9 protein-coding genes are annotated in these 18,004 nt (G+C 50.8%); 2 read left to right on the top strand and 7 right to left on the bottom strand.

Annotation, left to right across the window (positions count from 1 at the left end; translation table 11 throughout):
* Positions 1 to 626 precede the first annotated feature (626 nt).
* Positions 627 to 1,397 (top strand): carbon-nitrogen hydrolase family protein, encoded by a 771-nt coding sequence (locus AB1656_06885; GenBank protein ID MEW6235095.1) that lies wholly within the window; start codon positions 627 to 629, stop codon positions 1,395 to 1,397.
* Positions 1,398 to 1,554: 157 nt separating this feature from the next.
* Here AB1656_06885 and AB1656_06880 read toward each other — a convergent pair whose 3' ends face one another.
* The 4 genes from AB1656_06880 to AB1656_06865 form a co-directional block, all read right to left on the bottom strand.
* Complete coding sequence (locus tag AB1656_06880) at positions 1,555 to 2,859, bottom strand: secretin N-terminal domain-containing protein (protein MEW6235094.1); 1,305 nt, start codon at positions 2,857 to 2,859, stop codon at positions 1,555 to 1,557.
* Between the two features lie 60 nt (positions 2,860 to 2,919).
* Positions 2,920 to 5,211, bottom strand: coding sequence for a M1 family aminopeptidase (locus AB1656_06875; protein ID MEW6235093.1), 2,292 nt, complete (start codon positions 5,209 to 5,211; stop codon positions 2,920 to 2,922).
* 152 nt (positions 5,212 to 5,363) lie between these two features.
* Complete coding sequence (locus AB1656_06870; protein ID MEW6235092.1) at positions 5,364 to 5,909, bottom strand: hypothetical protein; 546 nt, start codon at positions 5,907 to 5,909, stop codon at positions 5,364 to 5,366.
* Positions 5,906 to 6,487 (bottom strand): sigma-70 family RNA polymerase sigma factor, encoded by a 582-nt coding sequence (locus AB1656_06865; GenBank protein MEW6235091.1) that lies wholly within the window; start codon positions 6,485 to 6,487, stop codon positions 5,906 to 5,908. The genes AB1656_06870 and AB1656_06865 overlap by 4 nt, the downstream gene beginning before the upstream one ends.
* A gap of 232 nt (positions 6,488 to 6,719) precedes the next feature.
* Here AB1656_06865 and AB1656_06860 point away from each other — a divergent pair, with 232 nt between their 5' ends.
* Positions 6,720 to 7,712 carry a hypothetical protein gene (locus AB1656_06860; GenBank protein ID MEW6235090.1) on the top strand — a complete coding sequence of 331 codons (993 nt, stop codon included), beginning with the start codon at positions 6,720 to 6,722 and terminating at the stop codon, positions 7,710 to 7,712.
* A 23-nt stretch (positions 7,713 to 7,735) separates the two neighbouring features.
* On the opposite strand, the gene AB1656_06855 is transcribed toward AB1656_06860, so the two are convergent.
* From AB1656_06855 to AB1656_06845, 3 genes are all read right to left on the bottom strand, one after another.
* A complete protein-coding gene (locus AB1656_06855) occupies positions 7,736 to 9,496 on the bottom strand; it encodes a carbon starvation CstA family protein (protein MEW6235089.1) in 1,761 nt (586 codons plus the stop codon).
* Between the two features lie 231 nt (positions 9,497 to 9,727).
* The gene (gene pbpC / locus AB1656_06850; protein ID MEW6235088.1) at positions 9,728 to 12,061 is read right to left on the bottom strand and encodes a penicillin-binding protein 1C; all 2,334 of its coding nucleotides are present in this window, start codon (positions 12,059 to 12,061) and stop codon (positions 9,728 to 9,730) included.
* Positions 12,062 to 12,161: 100 nt separating this feature from the next.
* On the bottom strand, positions 12,162 to 17,885 hold the full coding sequence (locus AB1656_06845) for an MG2 domain-containing protein (GenBank protein MEW6235087.1): 5,724 nt from the start codon (positions 17,883 to 17,885) through the stop codon (positions 12,162 to 12,164).
* Positions 17,886 to 18,004 lie beyond the last annotated feature (119 nt).

Genomic DNA, 18,004 nt, shown 5'->3' with positions numbered 1-18,004 from the left:
CCAACTTATGCAAAACTCATGCCTTTCCCTAAAACGAATAACGGAAAATCTTCTATTCCGGTATTTCCCTACCCATTACATATCGGCAAAGAAAAGAATTTATTAATCAATCCCATCCTACGCCTATGTAAAATAAAAAAAATAAGCCTACATTCCCTCACCCAATGAAAGGAATTCCCAACGTTTCAGCCGAACTAAACGCATTACGACAACATCAAATAGCGTATTTTTATGACTCCATCTCTTCTAGGAGCGCCATAATGGACGTTACTTTAGCATATTTTTTTTATAAATCAATAGTAAATTCTCTAAAAATAAGCGGTTAAGATGGGTAATTTGATATGCGGTATCATACCTATTTCATTAAGCGCCTATTTATACGGCAAATATCATATGATTGACGAGCCGTCATTCCAATATTAAACTCTGAGCGATAGCAGGAAGAAACCAAAAGCAACGCAAGTAGAAGAAGAATAGATTTCGCTTTTCAACCTATCGGTTTTTAAATATATGGTTCAAACGGCGATATATCCTGCGATCCTATAATTCGAAAAACCGAAATGGATAATCCTATGCGCGCTTTAATTTTATGTATCGCGGGGATGGTATCGATTATGGAGACTACTATGGCGGAAACGGCTTCCGTAAAAATTGCGTTATGTCAAATCTTTTGTTTAGATGGAGACCGCAGCGGCAATCTCGCCCGCATAGAGAACGCTTTGCGGGAAGCGAAAGAAAAAGGCGCCCGCATCGCATGCTTTCCGGAAATGGCGATTTACGGGTGGGTTAATCCTGACGCGCGGCGCCGCGCGCATCCCATTCCGGGAGAAGATGCCAGCCGATTGTGCGCATTGGCGAAAGCTTACGGCCTGTTTCTATGCGCGGGTCTGGCGGAGAAAGAGGAGGAGAATCTCTACGACTCGGCGCTGTTGATCGACGACGAGGGGAAGATTTTATTGAAGCATCGCAAGATCAACATTCTCACCCATCTCATGGATCCTCCTTACGCGAAGGGATCGGAAATCGGAGCGGCGGATACGAAATACGGGCGAATCGGGATATTAATCTGCGCCGACACCTTCGAGGAAGAGAACTTGATGCGCATGAAAGACTTGAAGCCGGATTTGGTTTTAGTTCCCTACGGTTGGGCGGCGAAAGAAGAAGAATGGCCGCAGCACGGCAAGTCGCTGGCGGATACGATTTCCAAAGCGGCCCGCGCCATCGGCGCGCCGCTCATCGGAACCGATCTGGTGGGCGAAATTACGCACGGACCTTGGACGGGCTACGTCTATGGCGGGCAAAGCGCGGCGGCCGACCGCAGCGGGAATATCCTGGCTCGCGGTCGAGATCGGGACCGGGATATCGTTATCGTGGAACAGCCCATCGGCGGAAAATGAAGCGGGAGACCGGACGGCCTCCCGCTAGGCTTTTCTGAAACACTATTAGAAGGGATAGGTGGGCTACGCTTCGCTTTGAGCCCACCCTACTATCTGTTTATTATTTGGTAACAGGATTGCAAGAAGGGTCGCGCCGTTCGACCCATCAATTACATTATTATCGCTTCATTGGTTGCAGATTTTGTTGGGGATTCGCCGGTTGAACAGCGGCGTCTGTTTTCTCGAACAAGTCATTCGAAGGGATAACGATCAACGCGCCGGGAATGAAAGTTTCATCACTCTCTCGCGTATAACCAACGACGATAGGCCGCCCGATCTTGATATTGATCGTATTATCAAGCAAGAGATCGTCATTATTCGGATATCGCAAGATCAAGCTTAATAGAACATCGTACCCCTCATTTCCCGCTTTGATATCCATTTCCAATTGCCAGGGACCGAGGGTAGTGCGGCATAAACCGGGACAGGCCGCTTGCCCTATCCAACAGCCGACAGGCTGGAACGAGCTGCCGAGAAATTCCCCAACGACCGATCGCACATTATTGGGGATTTGATTGGCAATATCCAGATTCAGCGTCAGAGGCGGCAATTGGGAAGAATCCTTATGAGTCACATTGACGCTTTCGATCAAGACGTCCGTTTCCGTTTTCTCTTTTAAGGTCTTTACAATTTCATTCAGGAAGTCGCCGCCTTGGGATTCTCCTTGAATTTGCATCATCATCGTTTCATACTCTTTCCCGTCCGTTGATTTTTTCATGATTCTATCGCAACGAATATTATTCGCCGTCACGCTTTCGGGAAGAATCTCATCCATATTCAACTCTTTCCACCCGGGAAACCTCAATTCCAGTGAGAATTCTTTTTTGTCGGCAGTAATGAGGCACGCTTCTACGGCGATGACGCGGAAAGCGATATCGCTTAATCCTTGTCCGAAATCGGCGTTCAGGAAGCGCGTCGAATTCGCGTACCGGCCTGCAGGCGCAGTATCCAATTGGGCGAGAATGGCATCCAATTTTTTCGCTTCGGATGCAGGTCCTGAAAAAACGATCGAATTGGTTCTTACGTCAACGACAGCCTGGCATTCTGGAAAGATTCTTTCGTAAAGTTGCTGGATTTCAGCTGCTTTGGCGTAGGTGAGTTTATATACTTTCGTGATGATATCGGATTCGTTATCTACATTTGCGCTGTCAAATGGTTCGGATCTGGATCTGCTGACGGATCGTTGAACATTAACGCCAGATTCCGAAGCGCCCCTTCTTCGGCTTGAACTCGAACTTCCTAACGACGATTCTCCGGCCGAAGTTGCGGAGGGAGCCATTTCAACGAAGGCGCCTGGAGAGGAGGACGGCGCATTGCTTGACGGCGCCGAAGCGGCGGGCTGCGGTTCTTGGGCGCGATTGTAAGCGACGCCTACTACGGTTAGTAGCAAAACTAAGGCGAGAAGATAGATACGTTTCATCATGGTTTCCTTTCTATTGTTTTTATGGATTTGATAGATCGAAGCGATCTATTTAGACCTTTGTTACTCTGCAATACATAGAGTTTTGCGAAATTCCATACGATATCCTTCGAATCGTTCTTTCAGCGGATCGAGATCGAGTTTTTGGTATTTTCTTTCTTTTTCCCACCACTGTTCCCATTCTTCGATCTTCCGTTTCTTCGCCGCATCGTCCAAGCCTTTTTCAAAATGTAACTCCTTTCCCGCAATCAGTTTCATCAACGCCAAGTATTCGTCCAAATCCTTATGCCGAATCGCTCCCAGATCGCAATATCCGCCGGGCGCTTCTATCGAATCCTTATGCTTCATGGCTCGCAACATATAGGGGAACGCTTCTTTGATATCTTCTTCCGCTTGGCGCTGATCGTCCGATGCAATATTGAATACGCCGCGCATGAATACGTATCCTGCGCAAAAGTCGTCCTTCTTCAATAATTCTTCAATGTTATAAACTTTTTCCCGTTTCATGGCGCCGCGCAGATAATCCGAAATCGGTTCTACCGCTTTGTCGAACTCGCCCAGCGCGTAGTACATATAGGATTTCCCATAGGCTTCGTTGTTGCCATAGCCGTCCATTGCTTTCAACATGGCTTGCCATAATCGGAGTTTTTGATCGGGATGATATTGCGCTAGCGTCGTTAAATCGGGATCGATCACGACATCTACAACTCTATACTTCGTCGAGAAAACGAATGGCTTCTCTTGCTTGCCTTCCACTTTAAATATAGTCCGCTGCTCGCCTCCTACCGTCTTGAGCAGCAGAGGGCATGTCAGTCCATAATCACCCTCGTTTTGGATGCGAACCGTCGTGCGATAACCTTCATTGGCCTTTTCGGATTCGAATCCCGCTAAGCAATAACTGGCTATTCCCGTACTCCATAAAAGTCCTTTGAGTTCGGAGGTCATATCCTTTTCGGAGACGGTATTAATAGTATGTACGAACTCCTCGATATTCGCTTCCTTGCCTTTATTTTCAGCAAGAAAAGCATTCAAGCACTTAAAGAAGACCTCATCGCCAAGGATTTGGCGGATTTGATTAACGGCTAAAGGTCCCCAGTGATAGTTGCGCGCCGTAACCTTTCCAGAGTCATACCCTTCTTGGAAGATGAGGGGAACGGAGAGTCTGTTATTCGTTTCGTTTTCTGCAAAGTACGTACAAAATGCGCGCTGCTTCCAGCCCAGAATGTTCTCGTCGCTGAGATTTTCGTATTTGTCCTCCTCTCCCATAACCTTTAATATCCATCTGGCCGAAAATTCCGCCATTGCTTCGCTAAGAAATTTGCTTCCCGAACCGGTAGTGGAAACCATCCAGCCCCACCAGGTATGCGCCATCTCATGCGCAATATGGTGGACATCCGTTAACCGGTTCATGTCCGTCATCAATCCCGCGCCGAACGATGCACCCACTCCCGTTACGGCGATGCCCACAATCCTGAAAGTTGGATATCCTGGATCGCCGAAGAGTTCTGTAAACAAGCCGTACATTCGCCCATATTTTTCGAGTCTCTCCGCCGCCTCTTTCAAAATGGTTTCATCGGGGACGTACATTTCGAACAATACGCCGTTTATGGTTTGTTTCGCGACCTTATATGGACCAACATAGAGATACGGCGTTCCTGGCAGCAGAGAAATGGATTTCCATTCATCAGCGAATAAGCCTTCTTTTTCTTCCCGCCGCATCAATTCGCCATTCGTTATAGCTATATACCCGCTTGGATATTCCATGCGGAGAGTCCAGTCGGGCCGACATACGTTAAGATGAGATTTGATATCGAAATACGGCGTGGGACACCAAAGATAATCTCCACCCCTTAAATAAACCTCTTTGAATCCATCTTTCGATTTCAGGATGGGAGAACTGGAAAAGTCAGGCTTACCCGTCATGGCGTATTCAAACTGGAGCGCAAGTTTTTCTCCCGGACGCATAGGCGCGGAGAATGCGACGATGCAGCTTTTCCATTTTTCGTCGATTTTGCGGATCGTGAACGGCAAATCTTCATTTTTATCGTCTTTCATGAGGCGAATGCGTTTGATATCCGCTCCAAAATCAGGATCGTTATACCCTCCGGGACAAAGCCAGAATTCCGCCTCAGTAAGGTTTTTTTGAGAGAAATTTTCTACAACCGCCTTCACGTCGGCGTCCATGCTGTTGCTTTGGAAATCGGTTTTAAGAACGATATCCAAATGCGTAACGGATAAATCGGTATCGTATGGATTATTCGCTGCAGCGTTGTTAGGGATCGTAATGCAGCCTATATTTGCGAATAATAAAGCCAACAAGCAAAGCCATTGCGTAAGAGAAAGAGAATTTTTCATGGCTTTACCTCCTAAACGCATTTTTCATCGGTTTATGCGTTCCTAATTGGAAAGGCAAGTAAGGGAATTGGTACAGAAAACCAAATCCGCGAGGCGTTATTCTTTTGAGTTCAATCCTCCAAATAGTGAAGAATGCAACCGTATCTCCCCTTTCATTTTGGCGGCAAATTCCATACGACTTGGATGGCGCCGCGATCCACCGTTCCCTGGATCGTTCGAACGGCGCCGTTGGGATTGTCGCTTTTCTCCTGAATGACGAAGACGGGATTTTCCAGGCGAGCGTAAACCTTTACCGCATCGGTACCCCGGATTTCCACTGGAACGGCGGCTTGTTTCATGTGATCCGCCACGCCATTGGCCGCCGCCGGTTCTCTGACGAGGAAGAACAAAAGCAGCATTCCGCAAACGGCGCCAGTGGCGAAAGAAAAGGCATAGCGGATAATCGGCCAGCGCCAGGAAAAACGCCTGATGCTTCCCCGGCCTGACGCCTGCCAGGCGCGGTCGAAAATTTCCGCTTGGCTGTTTGGATTGCATTGAGGCGCGGGAGCGCTCTTCGTGCAGTCCAGAACCCATGCGAGTTCATCCCGCCGCTTTTGACAGTCCGGGCAATCCTGCAAATGCTCCGGTTCCAAAAGCGCTTCGCAAGATTCGTCCAAAAGTTCCAGCAACTCTTCATCGGTGAGATGACGTTCGTTCATGGCTTCTCCATCCTGCCATCCAGTTTTTTTCTCAAGACGCTGCGCACGGCTTTCACCGCTCGATGGATGTGGGTTTTTACCGTTCCTTCCAGGCAACCTAGGGTTTCGGCGATCGTTTTCAGCGGAAGTTCTTCATAATGCCGCATGACGAAAGCCGCTCTCTGGTTGGCTGGCAATTGTTCCAGCGCCAAATCGACGGCGGCGTGGATTTCGCATTCTTCCAACCGGAGCCGCGCCGCCGGTTCCACTGGCTGTCCATACTCTTCTTCGCCATTCTCGCATTCCACGCTGCGCCGTTTTCGGCATTGGCGCAGAAGATCGATAGCGCTGTGGACGGCAATGGCGGCGAGCCAGGCAGGGAAAGACGATCCCAGGCGATAGCGATGGATTTTCGCGAACGCCTTTATCCATGTTTCTTGCGCGCAATCTTTGGCCAGGTTCTCGTCCAACGTAATCCGATACGCGATGCGGTATACTTTGTCCGCATACCGGGCGTACAGCTGCGCCGCGGCGGATTCGCTTCCCTTCTCCGCCGCTATGATCAGAACGTCGTCCGAATCGTTGTCTTGCCATCGCATCGTCTTGTTATTTATAACAACGGAGCGAAATGACGGTTGGTGCACATAGAAAATGAAAATTCCAGCGTTCCATTAATTAAATTTTTCTTAATTCTACTCTAAAGCCGCCCATCAAATCGACGATTGTATAGATGGATAGAAAAAAAGGGGCGACGTATAATGCTGATTCGTCATATTTTGAAGAATCGGCCATCATCCTAAATGAAATTATGATACAATAGATTGAGATCGAATGTTACAATTATTAGAAAAAAGGCCGGAAGCCCACGAGGATTTGGAGATGGAGCGTTATATCCAAGCGGCGGAACAGATAAAAGAAGACGTAATGGAGGAATTCCGAAAAATCAATCCTCATATCGCTCCTAATCGCATCCTGAAAGAGATGCCCAATGCGCGGACCGTGATGGACAATATCGAGATCGTCATCCGCAACGCCGCCAAACACAAAATATTTTCACAACGCGTTTTAAACGGCAAGAAATCGTCCCTGGATGACGCTGATCTGATTGCCGCCTACCTCACAACCAGCGACGCCGAAAGTTACAACGACAGCCTTTTGGCCTTAAGTTGTTCAAGAAGAACTTGTTATTTCTTATTCGTATCCCGTTATAACAACTTCAGCCTGGCGGAACGAGCCAAATATATCGACAATTTGCTGACGCAGGAAAAAATCTGCCCGGATAAATCGATCACTCTCTTCAACATCAAAAAAGAGTTGGTTGGAATGATGATGGAAGGGAATCCAACCTATTTCTCCATTCAAAAACTCGTTCATAGCTATATGGAAGCGTTGCTCGATCTGCTTTTGGCGCAAAAGAAAATCTATCAATGCGAATATGAGCTGAACCGTCTTTTCATCCAATATTTGAAAGAACTGCTTCAGGGAGAATTCGACAAAGACAAGATCGTTACGTCTTGCTTAAAACCTCTCATTCACGTATTTATCGGCTTAAAAAAACGCGGATTGGACATTCCCCCCATCAAGGGCACATTAAAAAGCCAATCCGTAGAAGATATTGTAGAGGAATTGAAAGGGCATCAACAGAACCTGCAAAAAGAAGTGGAAATTCTAAGCGACGTCATGGATTTCCTTCAAGAAACGTTGGTCAATATCGTCGAATCCAACAAACCGAAAAAGCCGGAGGAAGAAATATCCCTTTCCAAAGCCACATTATCTCTCTCCGAAAAATTTTCCGAGAAGTTCGCCGCATGGCTGGGACTTTAAGGAATAATGAGAAGAATGGCGGCTTACGCGGCGACCGGCGCGGGTTCCGCCTCGGGTGGTTTGGGTTTCGAGAGGCCGGAGAGAATCACGGCAGCTTCAATAAACAACACGATAGCCAATCCCACCAGCACGAGTCCCACCCAAGGGATCGGATCGGAGGGGACGCCTTTAAACTGCCAATCCGCCGTAAAGAAACCGTTCTTGATAAAGAGGAAGAGCGACCAGACGCTTATGGCGTACATCCAGAGGGCGGGAATTCCCAGAGCGTACCAAATCCAACGCGCATTGTAAGTTCGATAAAGCCAGACGGTAACGCCGATTAAGGTCAAGGCGGCCAGGAGTTGATTGCTCGCGCCGAATAGCGACCAATAGATTCTCCAAACGGGAATGGAATTGCCCGCTGCGTCTTTCGCATCTTGCAGAACGAAGTAAAGCGGGATCGCGGTAGCGATCAGAGTGGCGAAATACCGCCCAGCCCTGCCGCTCCAGCCGGTGAGTTCTTGGACGATATAACGAGTCAGGCGCGTACAGACATCCAGAGTGTCGTATACGAACGTAGTGAACGCCAATAGGCCGAAGGAAATGCCAAACGATGCGGGGATGTATAGGATTTCCAGAAACCTCCCGACTCCCTGCGCGTAGATAAAATTGGGTTTTCCCGCGAGGGCGTTAGCGGCGGGTTGAGTAAGCATCATAACGCAGCATAGCGAGACGATGGCAACCATCCCTTCCATGAGCATGGCGCCATATCCAATCGCGCGGGCATCGGTCTCCTTACGCAGTTGCTTGGATGTCGTTCCGGTCGAAACCAGCGAATGGAAGCCGGAACAGGCGCCGCAGGCAATCGTGATAAACAGAAGAGGAAAGAGAGGCATCGATTCCCCTTTGGGCGATTGCCAATACCAACCGGTAAACGCCGGATATTGGATGGATTGCCCGCCCAAAGCGACGCCTAGAAGCCCGCCGATCAACGCGATATACAGAAAATATCCTCCCAAGTGTCCACGCGGCTGCAGCAAAATCCACATGGGAACGATGGAAGCGATAAAGCAATACCCCAGCAATAGCGCGTCCCAAACTTTTTGCGCTTTGGGAACCGGAAGATTCAATAACGCGCCGAGGTCGAAGGGGATGTATTGCCCGCCCCAGATGGCAAAGCCGACAAGAGGAAGAAAGATGAAGGTCGCCAGCCAGAGGGGAGTGCGAGTATACCGCAGCAACAGCCCCATGAAAATCGGCAGAATTAAATAAAGTAAAGAAGAGGAGGCAATGCCTCCTCCGTTTACTTGGGTTCCATTTTCTAAGGTTTGTACGCCAACGAAAGAACCGGCCACCACATCGGCGAAAGCGACGGTTATATAGACCAGCGCGATCCAGACGAATACAAGAAAGAGGTAATAGGAGCGCCGGCTCATGTATTGACGAACCACTTCAGTGATGGATTGAGCGCGATGGCGGATGGAGGCGACCAGAGCGCTGAAATCGTGAACGCCGCCGATCAAGATGCTGCCGATCAAAATCCAAATCAGCGCGGGCAACCAGCCGAACATGACGCCCGCTAAAATGGGACCAACGATGGGACCCGCCGCAGCAATGGCGGAAAAATGCTGACCCAACAAAAATTTGGGATCGATGGGGACGTAATCCACGTCATCGCGCAGTTGAATCGCCGGAGTTTCCTTCTCCGGATCGAGACGAAACCAGCGGGAGAGAATCCGTCCATAAATCCAATACGCCAAACCCAAACATACTCCCGAAAAAAATAGAATAGGTAATAAAGTCATCGCCTGCGCTCCCTGTTCTGAACTTTGAATGACGCTCCGAAAAAAAGTCCGATTGGGGATTTATACCAAAATCCGTTTTGTCATCCGATGCATAGCCTATCAGTTTCAACCCGCCGTTAAAACGGCGAGATATTGTCGTTTGCCCCTTTAAAAGGGGCATTGTAATAATAACCCAGCCTTCGAATCCTTTCTAAGCGTACGCCAATCCTGTTCCGAGTCCATCCCCTTCTTTTAACGAATCCCCCCTTCTAAAGCCAAGACCTTATAATTTACAGCGTCGATTTTGCCGTTGGGCGTCATGCAAGATAATTTATATTCTCCCGGTTCCAATAACAAAAAGAGAGGCTGTTCGGGAGTGGAATCGCCTATATAACGCTCGCCGAGATACCAATGCAGAGGCGTTTGGGCGTCCACCGATGTCCGCAAGCGGATGCGGTCGCCGTCCGGCTCGCCGGTCAGGAGATATTCGGCGCGCTGTGACGGTTCCAGGATGCGCAAATCTTCGCTGCGGACAACGGCGCTATCATGAGGCGCGAGGGACGAAATGATCGGCGATTGGATGGCGGCTAAATCCCAACCATACGCCGCGCCGGGCCAACGTTCGACGATAGCGGCGGCGGCGTTGTCAGCCGTAACGCCGGACGCGGGGTAGTGCATATCGCAAAGGCGATGCAGGTATTGTTCGCGGGGAAAGAGCGTTTTCTTTCTATTGAGGCACCAGGAGGAAGCGGGCAAACCGCTGACGGCGCAGATTTCCACTTCGCGCAAATCGTTCTGAGCTTCGGGCCAGACGGGCGAATTCTTCGCCGGAAGAGCGCGGAAGATCTTCGCCGCCAAGGGCAGCGCGGAACGAGCTCCAATGAGTCGATTGGAGGATCGAGCGTCATTGTTTCCCAGCCATACGCCTACGACGTATTGACGATTGAATAGAAATGTCCAGGCATCGCGGTATCCTTGAGACGTTCCCGTCTTCCAGCAGACGCGGGGAGCGGCGCTGACGGTTTGGATGACCTGGCGTGGAACTTCCGAGGGGAAGTTCCCCTCCAACGCATCATAGAGTTTCAAGCCAACACCCCTCGACAACAGGCGGCGGGTTGCCGGCGATGGATCGTCTTGTCGCAATCGTAGAGGCCGGTATTCTCCCACATTGGCCAGCATGAGATAAGCGCCCGCCAACTCTTCCAGCTGAGCTTCGCAATTGCCCAAGGTCAGGCTTAAGCCGTATTGTTCCGCAGGCAGCGTCAATGTCGAAAGTCCCGCATCTTGCAGAAAGGCGCAGAGACGATCCGCGCCCAGACGTTGGAGAATGGCGACGGCGGGGACGTTGAGTGAACGTTTGAGGGCGTCGCTGGCGGAAACCAAACCTTGGTATTGCTGGTTGAAATTCTCGGGATTGTAGAGTCCTTGATCCCAGGCATCGTCGATGAGGATTTCGCTGGCGTAGAGAAGATTCGCCTCCATCGCCAATGCGTAGGTAAACGGTTTAAGCGCTGAACCGGGAGAGCGAGCGGCGCGGCAGGCGTCGAATTGTCCGCCGCCGGGGGTATGGAAAAAATCGGCGGAACCGACGCGAGCCAATACTTGCGCCGTTTCGGAGTCGATGACGATCGCCGCGCCGTTATCGATTTCGCCCCAGGTTCGCCGCACAGCGTTGGCTACGGAACGTTCGGCCATGCGTTGGATGTTGGCGTCAAGAGTCGTTTGAATCCGCCGGCCGCCATCCAATTCCGATTTCCATTGCATGGCTAAATGAGGAGCGATGAAGGGAAACGGCTCGTTGCGCAGATTCAACGATTGCTTCTTGGCTTCAACGTATTCTTTATCCGAAATGAAGCCTTCTTTTTTCATGCGCCGCAAAACGGCGTCGCGCCGCTGCAATGCTCGCAGAGGATATTTTATGGGCGAATAGCGGCTGGGGGATTTGGGCAAACCCGACAACAGCGCCGCTTCGGAGAGAGTCAATTCAAGGGCGGATTTGGCGAAATAGCGGCGGGCGGCGGCTTCGCAGCCGGTAAGATTGCCGCCGTAGGGCGCAGCGTTGAGATAGGCGCACAGAATTTCCCAGCGGCCAATGCGGGCTTGCAAGCGCAGGGCTTGCAAAGCCTGGCCGATCTTGCCGCAGGATTGCCCGCGCCGCTGATGAGCCATTTTGACGACCTGCATAGCCAATGTAGACGCGCCGGATACAATGCGTCTTTTAGTTAGATTATGCCAGGCGGCGCGAAAGATGGCGATGGGATCGACGCCGGGATGGAGGCGAAAGCGTTGATCCTCCGCCGCGATAACGGCGTTTATCATGCGTGGATCGATTTCTTCTAAAGAACGGGGAAGCAGCCAATCTCCATTTTCGTTCAAGGCGGCGTAGAGCAACCGTCCGGAGCGATCCAGCATCTCTCCGGACGGCGGCAGTTTCGTATAATACTCCACATCCATCGGCCAAAGGAAAATCAACGATCCCAAAGCCGCGCATCCTAACGCCCCCCAAAGAAGCATGCGCCAGGAGGATTGGGCTTTCGCCCAAACGGCGGATGATAATTCCCGAAAACGATTCCACGAAATCGTCATACTTATTCCGGTCCCTCTTGATCCAAAATCAAGATAAGGGATTTGCGGGTTGCGTTTCGCTTTGAGCCAACCTTACGACTGACTCATCATTCATCACTCATCATTGCTTTTCAATTTCTATTACCGAAGAAGCGCTCGCGCCGCGCACGGAGGAATCGTACATGCACTCCGCCTCTATCGGCGGATAGCGATAGGAGCCGGGCGTAACGGCGCGGACGATGTAATAGAAGCAATGGTTTCCTTTATCCAACGAATCGTAAGCCAGCACGAGGCGATCGTCTCGAATCTCCAGATGCGACGGCGCATCGGCGCCTTTAAACGAGGCTTGCGGGATCGCCGTGGGATCAAGCCGGGGATTTTCGATCTCGAATCCGGCGGGCAAGAGATCGACGATCACAAGGTTTTTCACAACCTGCTCGCAGGCGAAATTCAACTTGACGATATAACTATCCATCCATTGAAAAGACGGTTCCGTCCAATCCTCGCCATGATTTCGATAGAATAAACGGCTGATTTCGACGCCCTGGCGGATTATGGTTTCGGCTTCCACCTTTTCGGGAACGCCCTTGGAGACAGCGTTAACGATAAGGTCGGCTTTGCCCGTATTCGTGATAGTAAATTTGCCGTTCGGCCCTTGATGGCGCTTGACGTAAACCTCGGAGCCTTTCAGGACTTTCTCTTCCGTCTCTGCACCCGCCGTATAGACGATGCGGGCTTCCGCTTCTTCGATATTGGCGGCGACGTCTCTCAAATATTCGCCGAGAGCGGTAACAATGAAGGCTGTTTCCTGGGTGTTGCCGTAGCGATTGTTTTGCAGAAATGTCGTCAATTTATTGGCTTTTTCCGCCATCGCGGCAGGATCGCCGTCCATTTGCTTCAAGGCGATCAATTCGACCGCCGTATTGCGGATATCGGAATTGAGGGTGTTATCCTGCTCCGATACGAGATAAGGTTCGGAGGGCGTATTGGCTAGATACATGGCTGTGCGCTCGCGGTCTTTCGTGTTGCGCATGATAGCGGCGGCCAGAAGATAGCGGGCGGCGCGGGGCAAATTGATCTCATCGAAACGGGATATCTGTTGAATAGCGTCAAGGTCGCCGCCCAACGCCAGCGCATACAAGGCGTAAGCCCGCTGGTAATAAGTTGAAGGCGAGGGATTGTTTCCGTCCATCGCTACTCCGCGCACGTAATTTTTCAAGGATTCGTAATTATCTTTAGGTAATCCCAACTCGCGGTCGTTTTTCACTAAGGTTAAGAAATGAAAAGCGTAGACGGAGCCGTATGGATAAGGTTCAGCGCCGCCGGGCCAGAAACTAAGGCCGCCGGAAGCGGTTTGCATGGCGAAGAGGCGATCGATTCCCGATTGGAGGTAGGAAAGAAGCGGTTCTTTTTCTTGATAGGACGAACCGATCAAAGCGGCGTTTTGGCGCAGCAGATAAAGCGGCATCAAACGAGACGTGGTTTGTTCGATGCAGCCGTAGGGATAGCCTATGACGTAAGAAAGCGCGTCCTGAAGATGTAAGGCGGGATTGGCGCCGGCGGTGATTTGAATTTCGGCGCGATCGTCATCGATAAAACGCTGGTTGCGGATCTCGACGCTTTCGCCCGGCTTAACGCCAATCGTTTGGCTATAGGATTGATAAGCGGCGGGAGGATTGACGGGCAAGGGGTTCGTCTCCTGCATCCGGTCGAGTTCTTTGCCGGTGGAATCGTAAAAGACCGCTTCCCAATCGATGCTTCCTTGTCCCGATAGATTTCCGGCGGCGAATTCGGCAAAGAGGCTGGCTTCGCCTTGAGGCGCCAGTTCGAGAGATGTTTCACTGGCGGCGGAGATCAGCGCTCCGCTGGCGTTCCAACGGATAACCGCTTTGCATGGCTCGTCCGTGCGGTTGAAGACGACGGCGCGGCAACGGGAGGAATCGCCAGGAAGCATGAAGCGCGGAAGACTGACGCGCAGCATGTGATGCCGCCGCACAAAGATCGGCTGGCTATAGGAACCGGCAGCTTTATCCGTATAAGCTACAGCAACCAGACGCAGTTGGCCGTTGAATTCGGGAATCTCCATATTGACGATAGCGCGTCCATTGGCGTCGGTACGGACGGTTCCCGACCATAAGGCGACCGGCTTGATCCAAGTTTCCAAATCGGAAGATGCGCGTTTGGCCATTTCGTCTTCCATATCGCCGCCCGGCGCGGGCTTATCGAAATCGTAGACCACATGGTCGTAATAATGAGCGCGGCGAAAATCGGGCTGGCGCGAACGAGCGAACCAAGCGTAAGGATCGGGACTTTGATAATCGCTGATGGCATGAATGCCTTCATCCACCGCCGCCAAAGTCAATTCCGCCGCCACGGGATTTTTGTCGGCGCCGCGTACCTCGATGGTGAAATGCGCCGTAGAGCTGGGCAGGATTTCTTCCGGTTTATCGAGAATATCCACTTGCAATTTTCGCTGGGGATTGGCGACGCGGATGTTGGCCAGAGCGAAACTAGAGAATGGATAGGCCAAAGTCTGGCCTTGGCGCACGGCGTGAATCACCGTCGCCTCTATCCAAATGTTGGGATAGTCGTCTTCCGTTAAGGGGATGCGAATTTCTCCCGCTTTGTTTTCAATCTTAACAGGAAACATCTTTCGAATCTTTTCGCCTTGAAGAACCACGACGCCCTGGCCGTCAAAAGGCGATTCGATGCGCGCAACGGCTTCCTCGCCAACGCTGTATTCTTTTTTATCCAGAGTCAGTTTAATCAAGCTGGGACGTCCGGCGTCGGCGATTTCGCAGCGCCCGCCGTAAGAATAAAACGACATCGTGCTGAATTGAGGAGTTTGATCGGAATGAACTCGGATTTGATAATAACCATAATCGTTGGTTTCGAACCGAGTGGAGCCGCTTCCGTCTTTAAGTTCAATCTCCCGCGTTTCGACCTTTTCGAAAGTTTCAGTCCAATTGGGTTCGTTATAGTTGTAATAGCGGCGGACGTAATAATTCCAGGCCTGACGCTCGAGCGTAACATATGCTTTTTGCAGCGGCGCCGGGGATTCGTCGAGGCGGATGGCGGCGGCGTGGACTTCAACGCCGCGTCCATCGGGCGGAACCGCAGCGGCGACTCCCAAAAGCGTATCGGACGGCGACAGAATGGCGTATTTCCGCGACGAGACCGCTCTCCCTCCCAGTTCGAAAACGCGGCCCACGACGATGGCCGTTAGAGGAAACGTAACCTTGGGATTAGGAGCATAAGTAAATTTAAAATCGGCGCCGCCGTCTTCATCAGTCATCGCCTCGCCGAGCGATTGCGATTCGGGAACATATTTGGAAGAATTGTCGAAGCTATATTCTTTCCATTTTTCGAAAGAGACGCCGCCGCGTTGGAAAAAGACTTCCGCTTCGCATTTGCGTTCGGAGGCGGGACCGCCGAAGAGATGCTCGGCGCGCACTTTGACCTCGTATTCCTGTCCGGCCAGCCAACGGTCTTGAGCCAATTCCACGCTGGATTTCATGCGATTGGGCACGAATTCTTCCAGATGGAAGGTATAGGAGCCAATAATCTGATTGCTTCCCGGAACGCTCAGTTGAACTAGGTATTTTCCCGTGGGGTAATCTTTTTGCGTCGTCAATTCCAAGCCGTCCGAACCAAGTTCGGACAAAGTAGTGGGTTGAGATAATAATTCCTTGCCGTTCGGCTTGATGATCGTAACTAAAAGCGGCGTATTGGTGACGGCGTCTCCATAATGGTTTCGTACTACCCAACGGAGATGAACGGTTTCGCCGGGACGGTAGAGATCACGGTCGGCGTAGAGGAAAGCGTCGTAAGCCTCCGAATTGAAGGAAGGCATCCCCGAAGGGATTTCGCGGGTTCCATCTTCGCGCGGCTTAAGATCGAGGAAGGTGAAATCTTCTCCCTGCTCCACGACGACGACGAGGGGATGGCCCAGGTTATTGTTGAATCCCGTCAAATGGGCCATGCCTTGATAGTCGGTATGGCCAGTTCCCAGAACTTGGTTTTTGTGCGAATAGACGGTTACTTTGGCCGAGGCGATAGGCGACAGAGAAAATAGATCGTGGGCGAATACGCACAATTCGTTATCGCGCCAATGAGCCAATACGCCAATATCGGTATAAAGGATAATCTTGGATGCTTGGGCGTAATCTCCCCCCTTCGCTTCCAGGCAAAAGACGCCGCGCCGGTTTTGAGGGAGGACGGCGTCGAGATCGATGGACGCTTCAGCCAATCCTCCATCTTCGCGAGGCATGGCGATAGCGGTCTGGCTGATTTTCTCGCTCCAGGATTCGTTGAAGCGTTTGTCGCCCTGGCCACTGTTGAGGTCGTCGATGCAGACGGCGATGTTGGAGGGAAATAGCCGGTAAAGGATCAACTCGGCGTTCTTGACGAAACGCGAAGAGATGGGGAGCCGAATGCCGCTGCGCTTAGGAAAATAGTACTGCCCCTCGCGCCCGAAGCCGATCCAAACGGGCTTAAAATCAAGTTTAAGGTTCGTAACGATGGGATGGCGCAGCGTAGAGGCTTCCGCGTAGGTCAGGCCGGGCTTGATCGTTACTTCGTAGTTGCGGTCGTAATCCCAATCGCCGAAGATTCGAAATTGGTTATCGCCCCAAGTTTCATAACGAAAACGCAAATTGGCGACTTCAGGCGATACTTGTACGAGGTCTTTCAACTTCTCCACGGGATTGCGCTGTTTGATATTTTGGTTGAAGGCGATGTATATGGCCGCGCCTTCTTTTTCATAGTTCCCCCAGGACGTCCATTCGATCGATAAGGGAGAATCGGCCCGTTTGAGGATGGTTCTGTATTCATGGGCGAGCGTGGTTCCGCGTTCGCCAGTTACTCCTTGAGCGATGGCGACTTCGATTTCGGCGTCGTTTGGATCGGGAAGGGAGAGAAAAATAATATGGCATTTTCCATATCCCTCGGCAATGGTGCGAGCCAGCTTCTCTCCCGATCTTCTATCGATAATCTTCAGGTTTTTGTCCAATTCGGAGGAATCGACGTTTTGCGATAAATAGACGCAGATCGTCTGCGAGGCGGATTGAACGTCCTCCCATCGGATAGTATCGATCGCGACGATGCTGCTGCTGGGATAGAGTTGCACAGTATCGGTTTGAGTATGAAATTTTCCCGTGGCATCGGCTGCGCCTTGTCCGATGGAGATTTTAATCGGCCATTCTTTGGGTTCCTCTACGCTTAAGCGAACGATTCGCGGATTCTCTCCCTCCATGATTTCGAAGGAGGCTTCTTTATCGGATTTCGTTTTAACGCTTATATGCTTCCGAAGCGATTCCTTATCTATGGGAAACGTGAAGAGAACGTTCATCTCCACTTTTCCAGCGGGCGCTTTTACTTCCCAGATTCTTTTTAGCTTAAATACGTCGGTAGCTAAAATGAATTCTCGATGGGCGGGGTTGATTTCCCGTCCGTCTTTCGCGGCTAGTTTCGGATTGACGGCAACGCGATAGATGGTTTCCGAAGCGACTTTTTCCGGATAAAAGATGGCGGCGTTGTCCTGGATTTCAAAACGTCCAGCCAACGGAGGCTCAAATGCAAATAGGCGCCCCTCCTGCGAATTTTCCGGTCCTGGAGATGCGAGATGGCCATCAAAGAAGAGGATTATGGAGTCCTTAAGCAGGCCGTCTTCCAGGGGAATCTTCCCCACGAGATTGAGATATCGATCCGATCGCGAGTCGAGGTAAGAGTCGGCCTGGCATAGCGGCGGAAGGACAAATATTATCCACCTCAAAAAGAAAGAAATCAGGAAAGCGGCGAATGAAAAACTCGAAGAGACGATACGGTTGGCGAGTGGAATTCTCATGGCTTTTCTCCGGTGGGCTGTTGTTTCCGTAAATAACGATCGAATTAACGAATATAGATTATTGTTAATAACGCCTTTTTACATATAAATTTTTGAAAAGGAAGTCTACCGGATTTTTT

The organism is Candidatus Omnitrophota bacterium, assembly GCA_040755155.1.
Classification (GTDB): domain Bacteria; phylum Hinthialibacterota; class Hinthialibacteria; order Hinthialibacterales; family Hinthialibacteraceae; genus JBFMBP01.
The sequence above is the reverse complement of the archived record's forward strand: the minus strand, read 5'-3'. Positions and strand labels throughout refer to the sequence as shown.

Bases quoted from the DNA above. Each gene is read 5' to 3' on its own strand.
- AB1656_06885 (MEW6235095.1), top strand. From the start codon at position 627: ATGGCGGAAACGGCTTCCGTAAAAATTGCGTTATGTCAAATCTTTTGT.
- AB1656_06880 (MEW6235094.1), bottom strand. From the start codon at position 2,859: ATGATGAAACGTATCTATCTTCTCGCCTTAGTTTTGCTACTAACCGTA.
- AB1656_06875 (MEW6235093.1), bottom strand. From the start codon at position 5,211: ATGAAAAATTCTCTTTCTCTTACGCAATGGCTTTGCTTGTTGGCTTTA.
- AB1656_06870 (MEW6235092.1), bottom strand. From the start codon at position 5,909: ATGAACGAACGTCATCTCACCGATGAAGAGTTGCTGGAACTTTTGGAC.
- AB1656_06865 (MEW6235091.1), bottom strand. From the start codon at position 6,487: ATGCGATGGCAAGACAACGATTCGGACGACGTTCTGATCATAGCGGCG.
- AB1656_06860 (MEW6235090.1), top strand. From the start codon at position 6,720: ATGTTACAATTATTAGAAAAAAGGCCGGAAGCCCACGAGGATTTGGAG.
- AB1656_06855 (MEW6235089.1), bottom strand. From the start codon at position 9,496: ATGACTTTATTACCTATTCTATTTTTTTCGGGAGTATGTTTGGGTTTG.
- pbpC (MEW6235088.1), bottom strand. From the start codon at position 12,061: ATGACGATTTCGTGGAATCGTTTTCGGGAATTATCATCCGCCGTTTGG.
- AB1656_06845 (MEW6235087.1), bottom strand. From the start codon at position 17,885: ATGAGAATTCCACTCGCCAACCGTATCGTCTCTTCGAGTTTTTCATTC.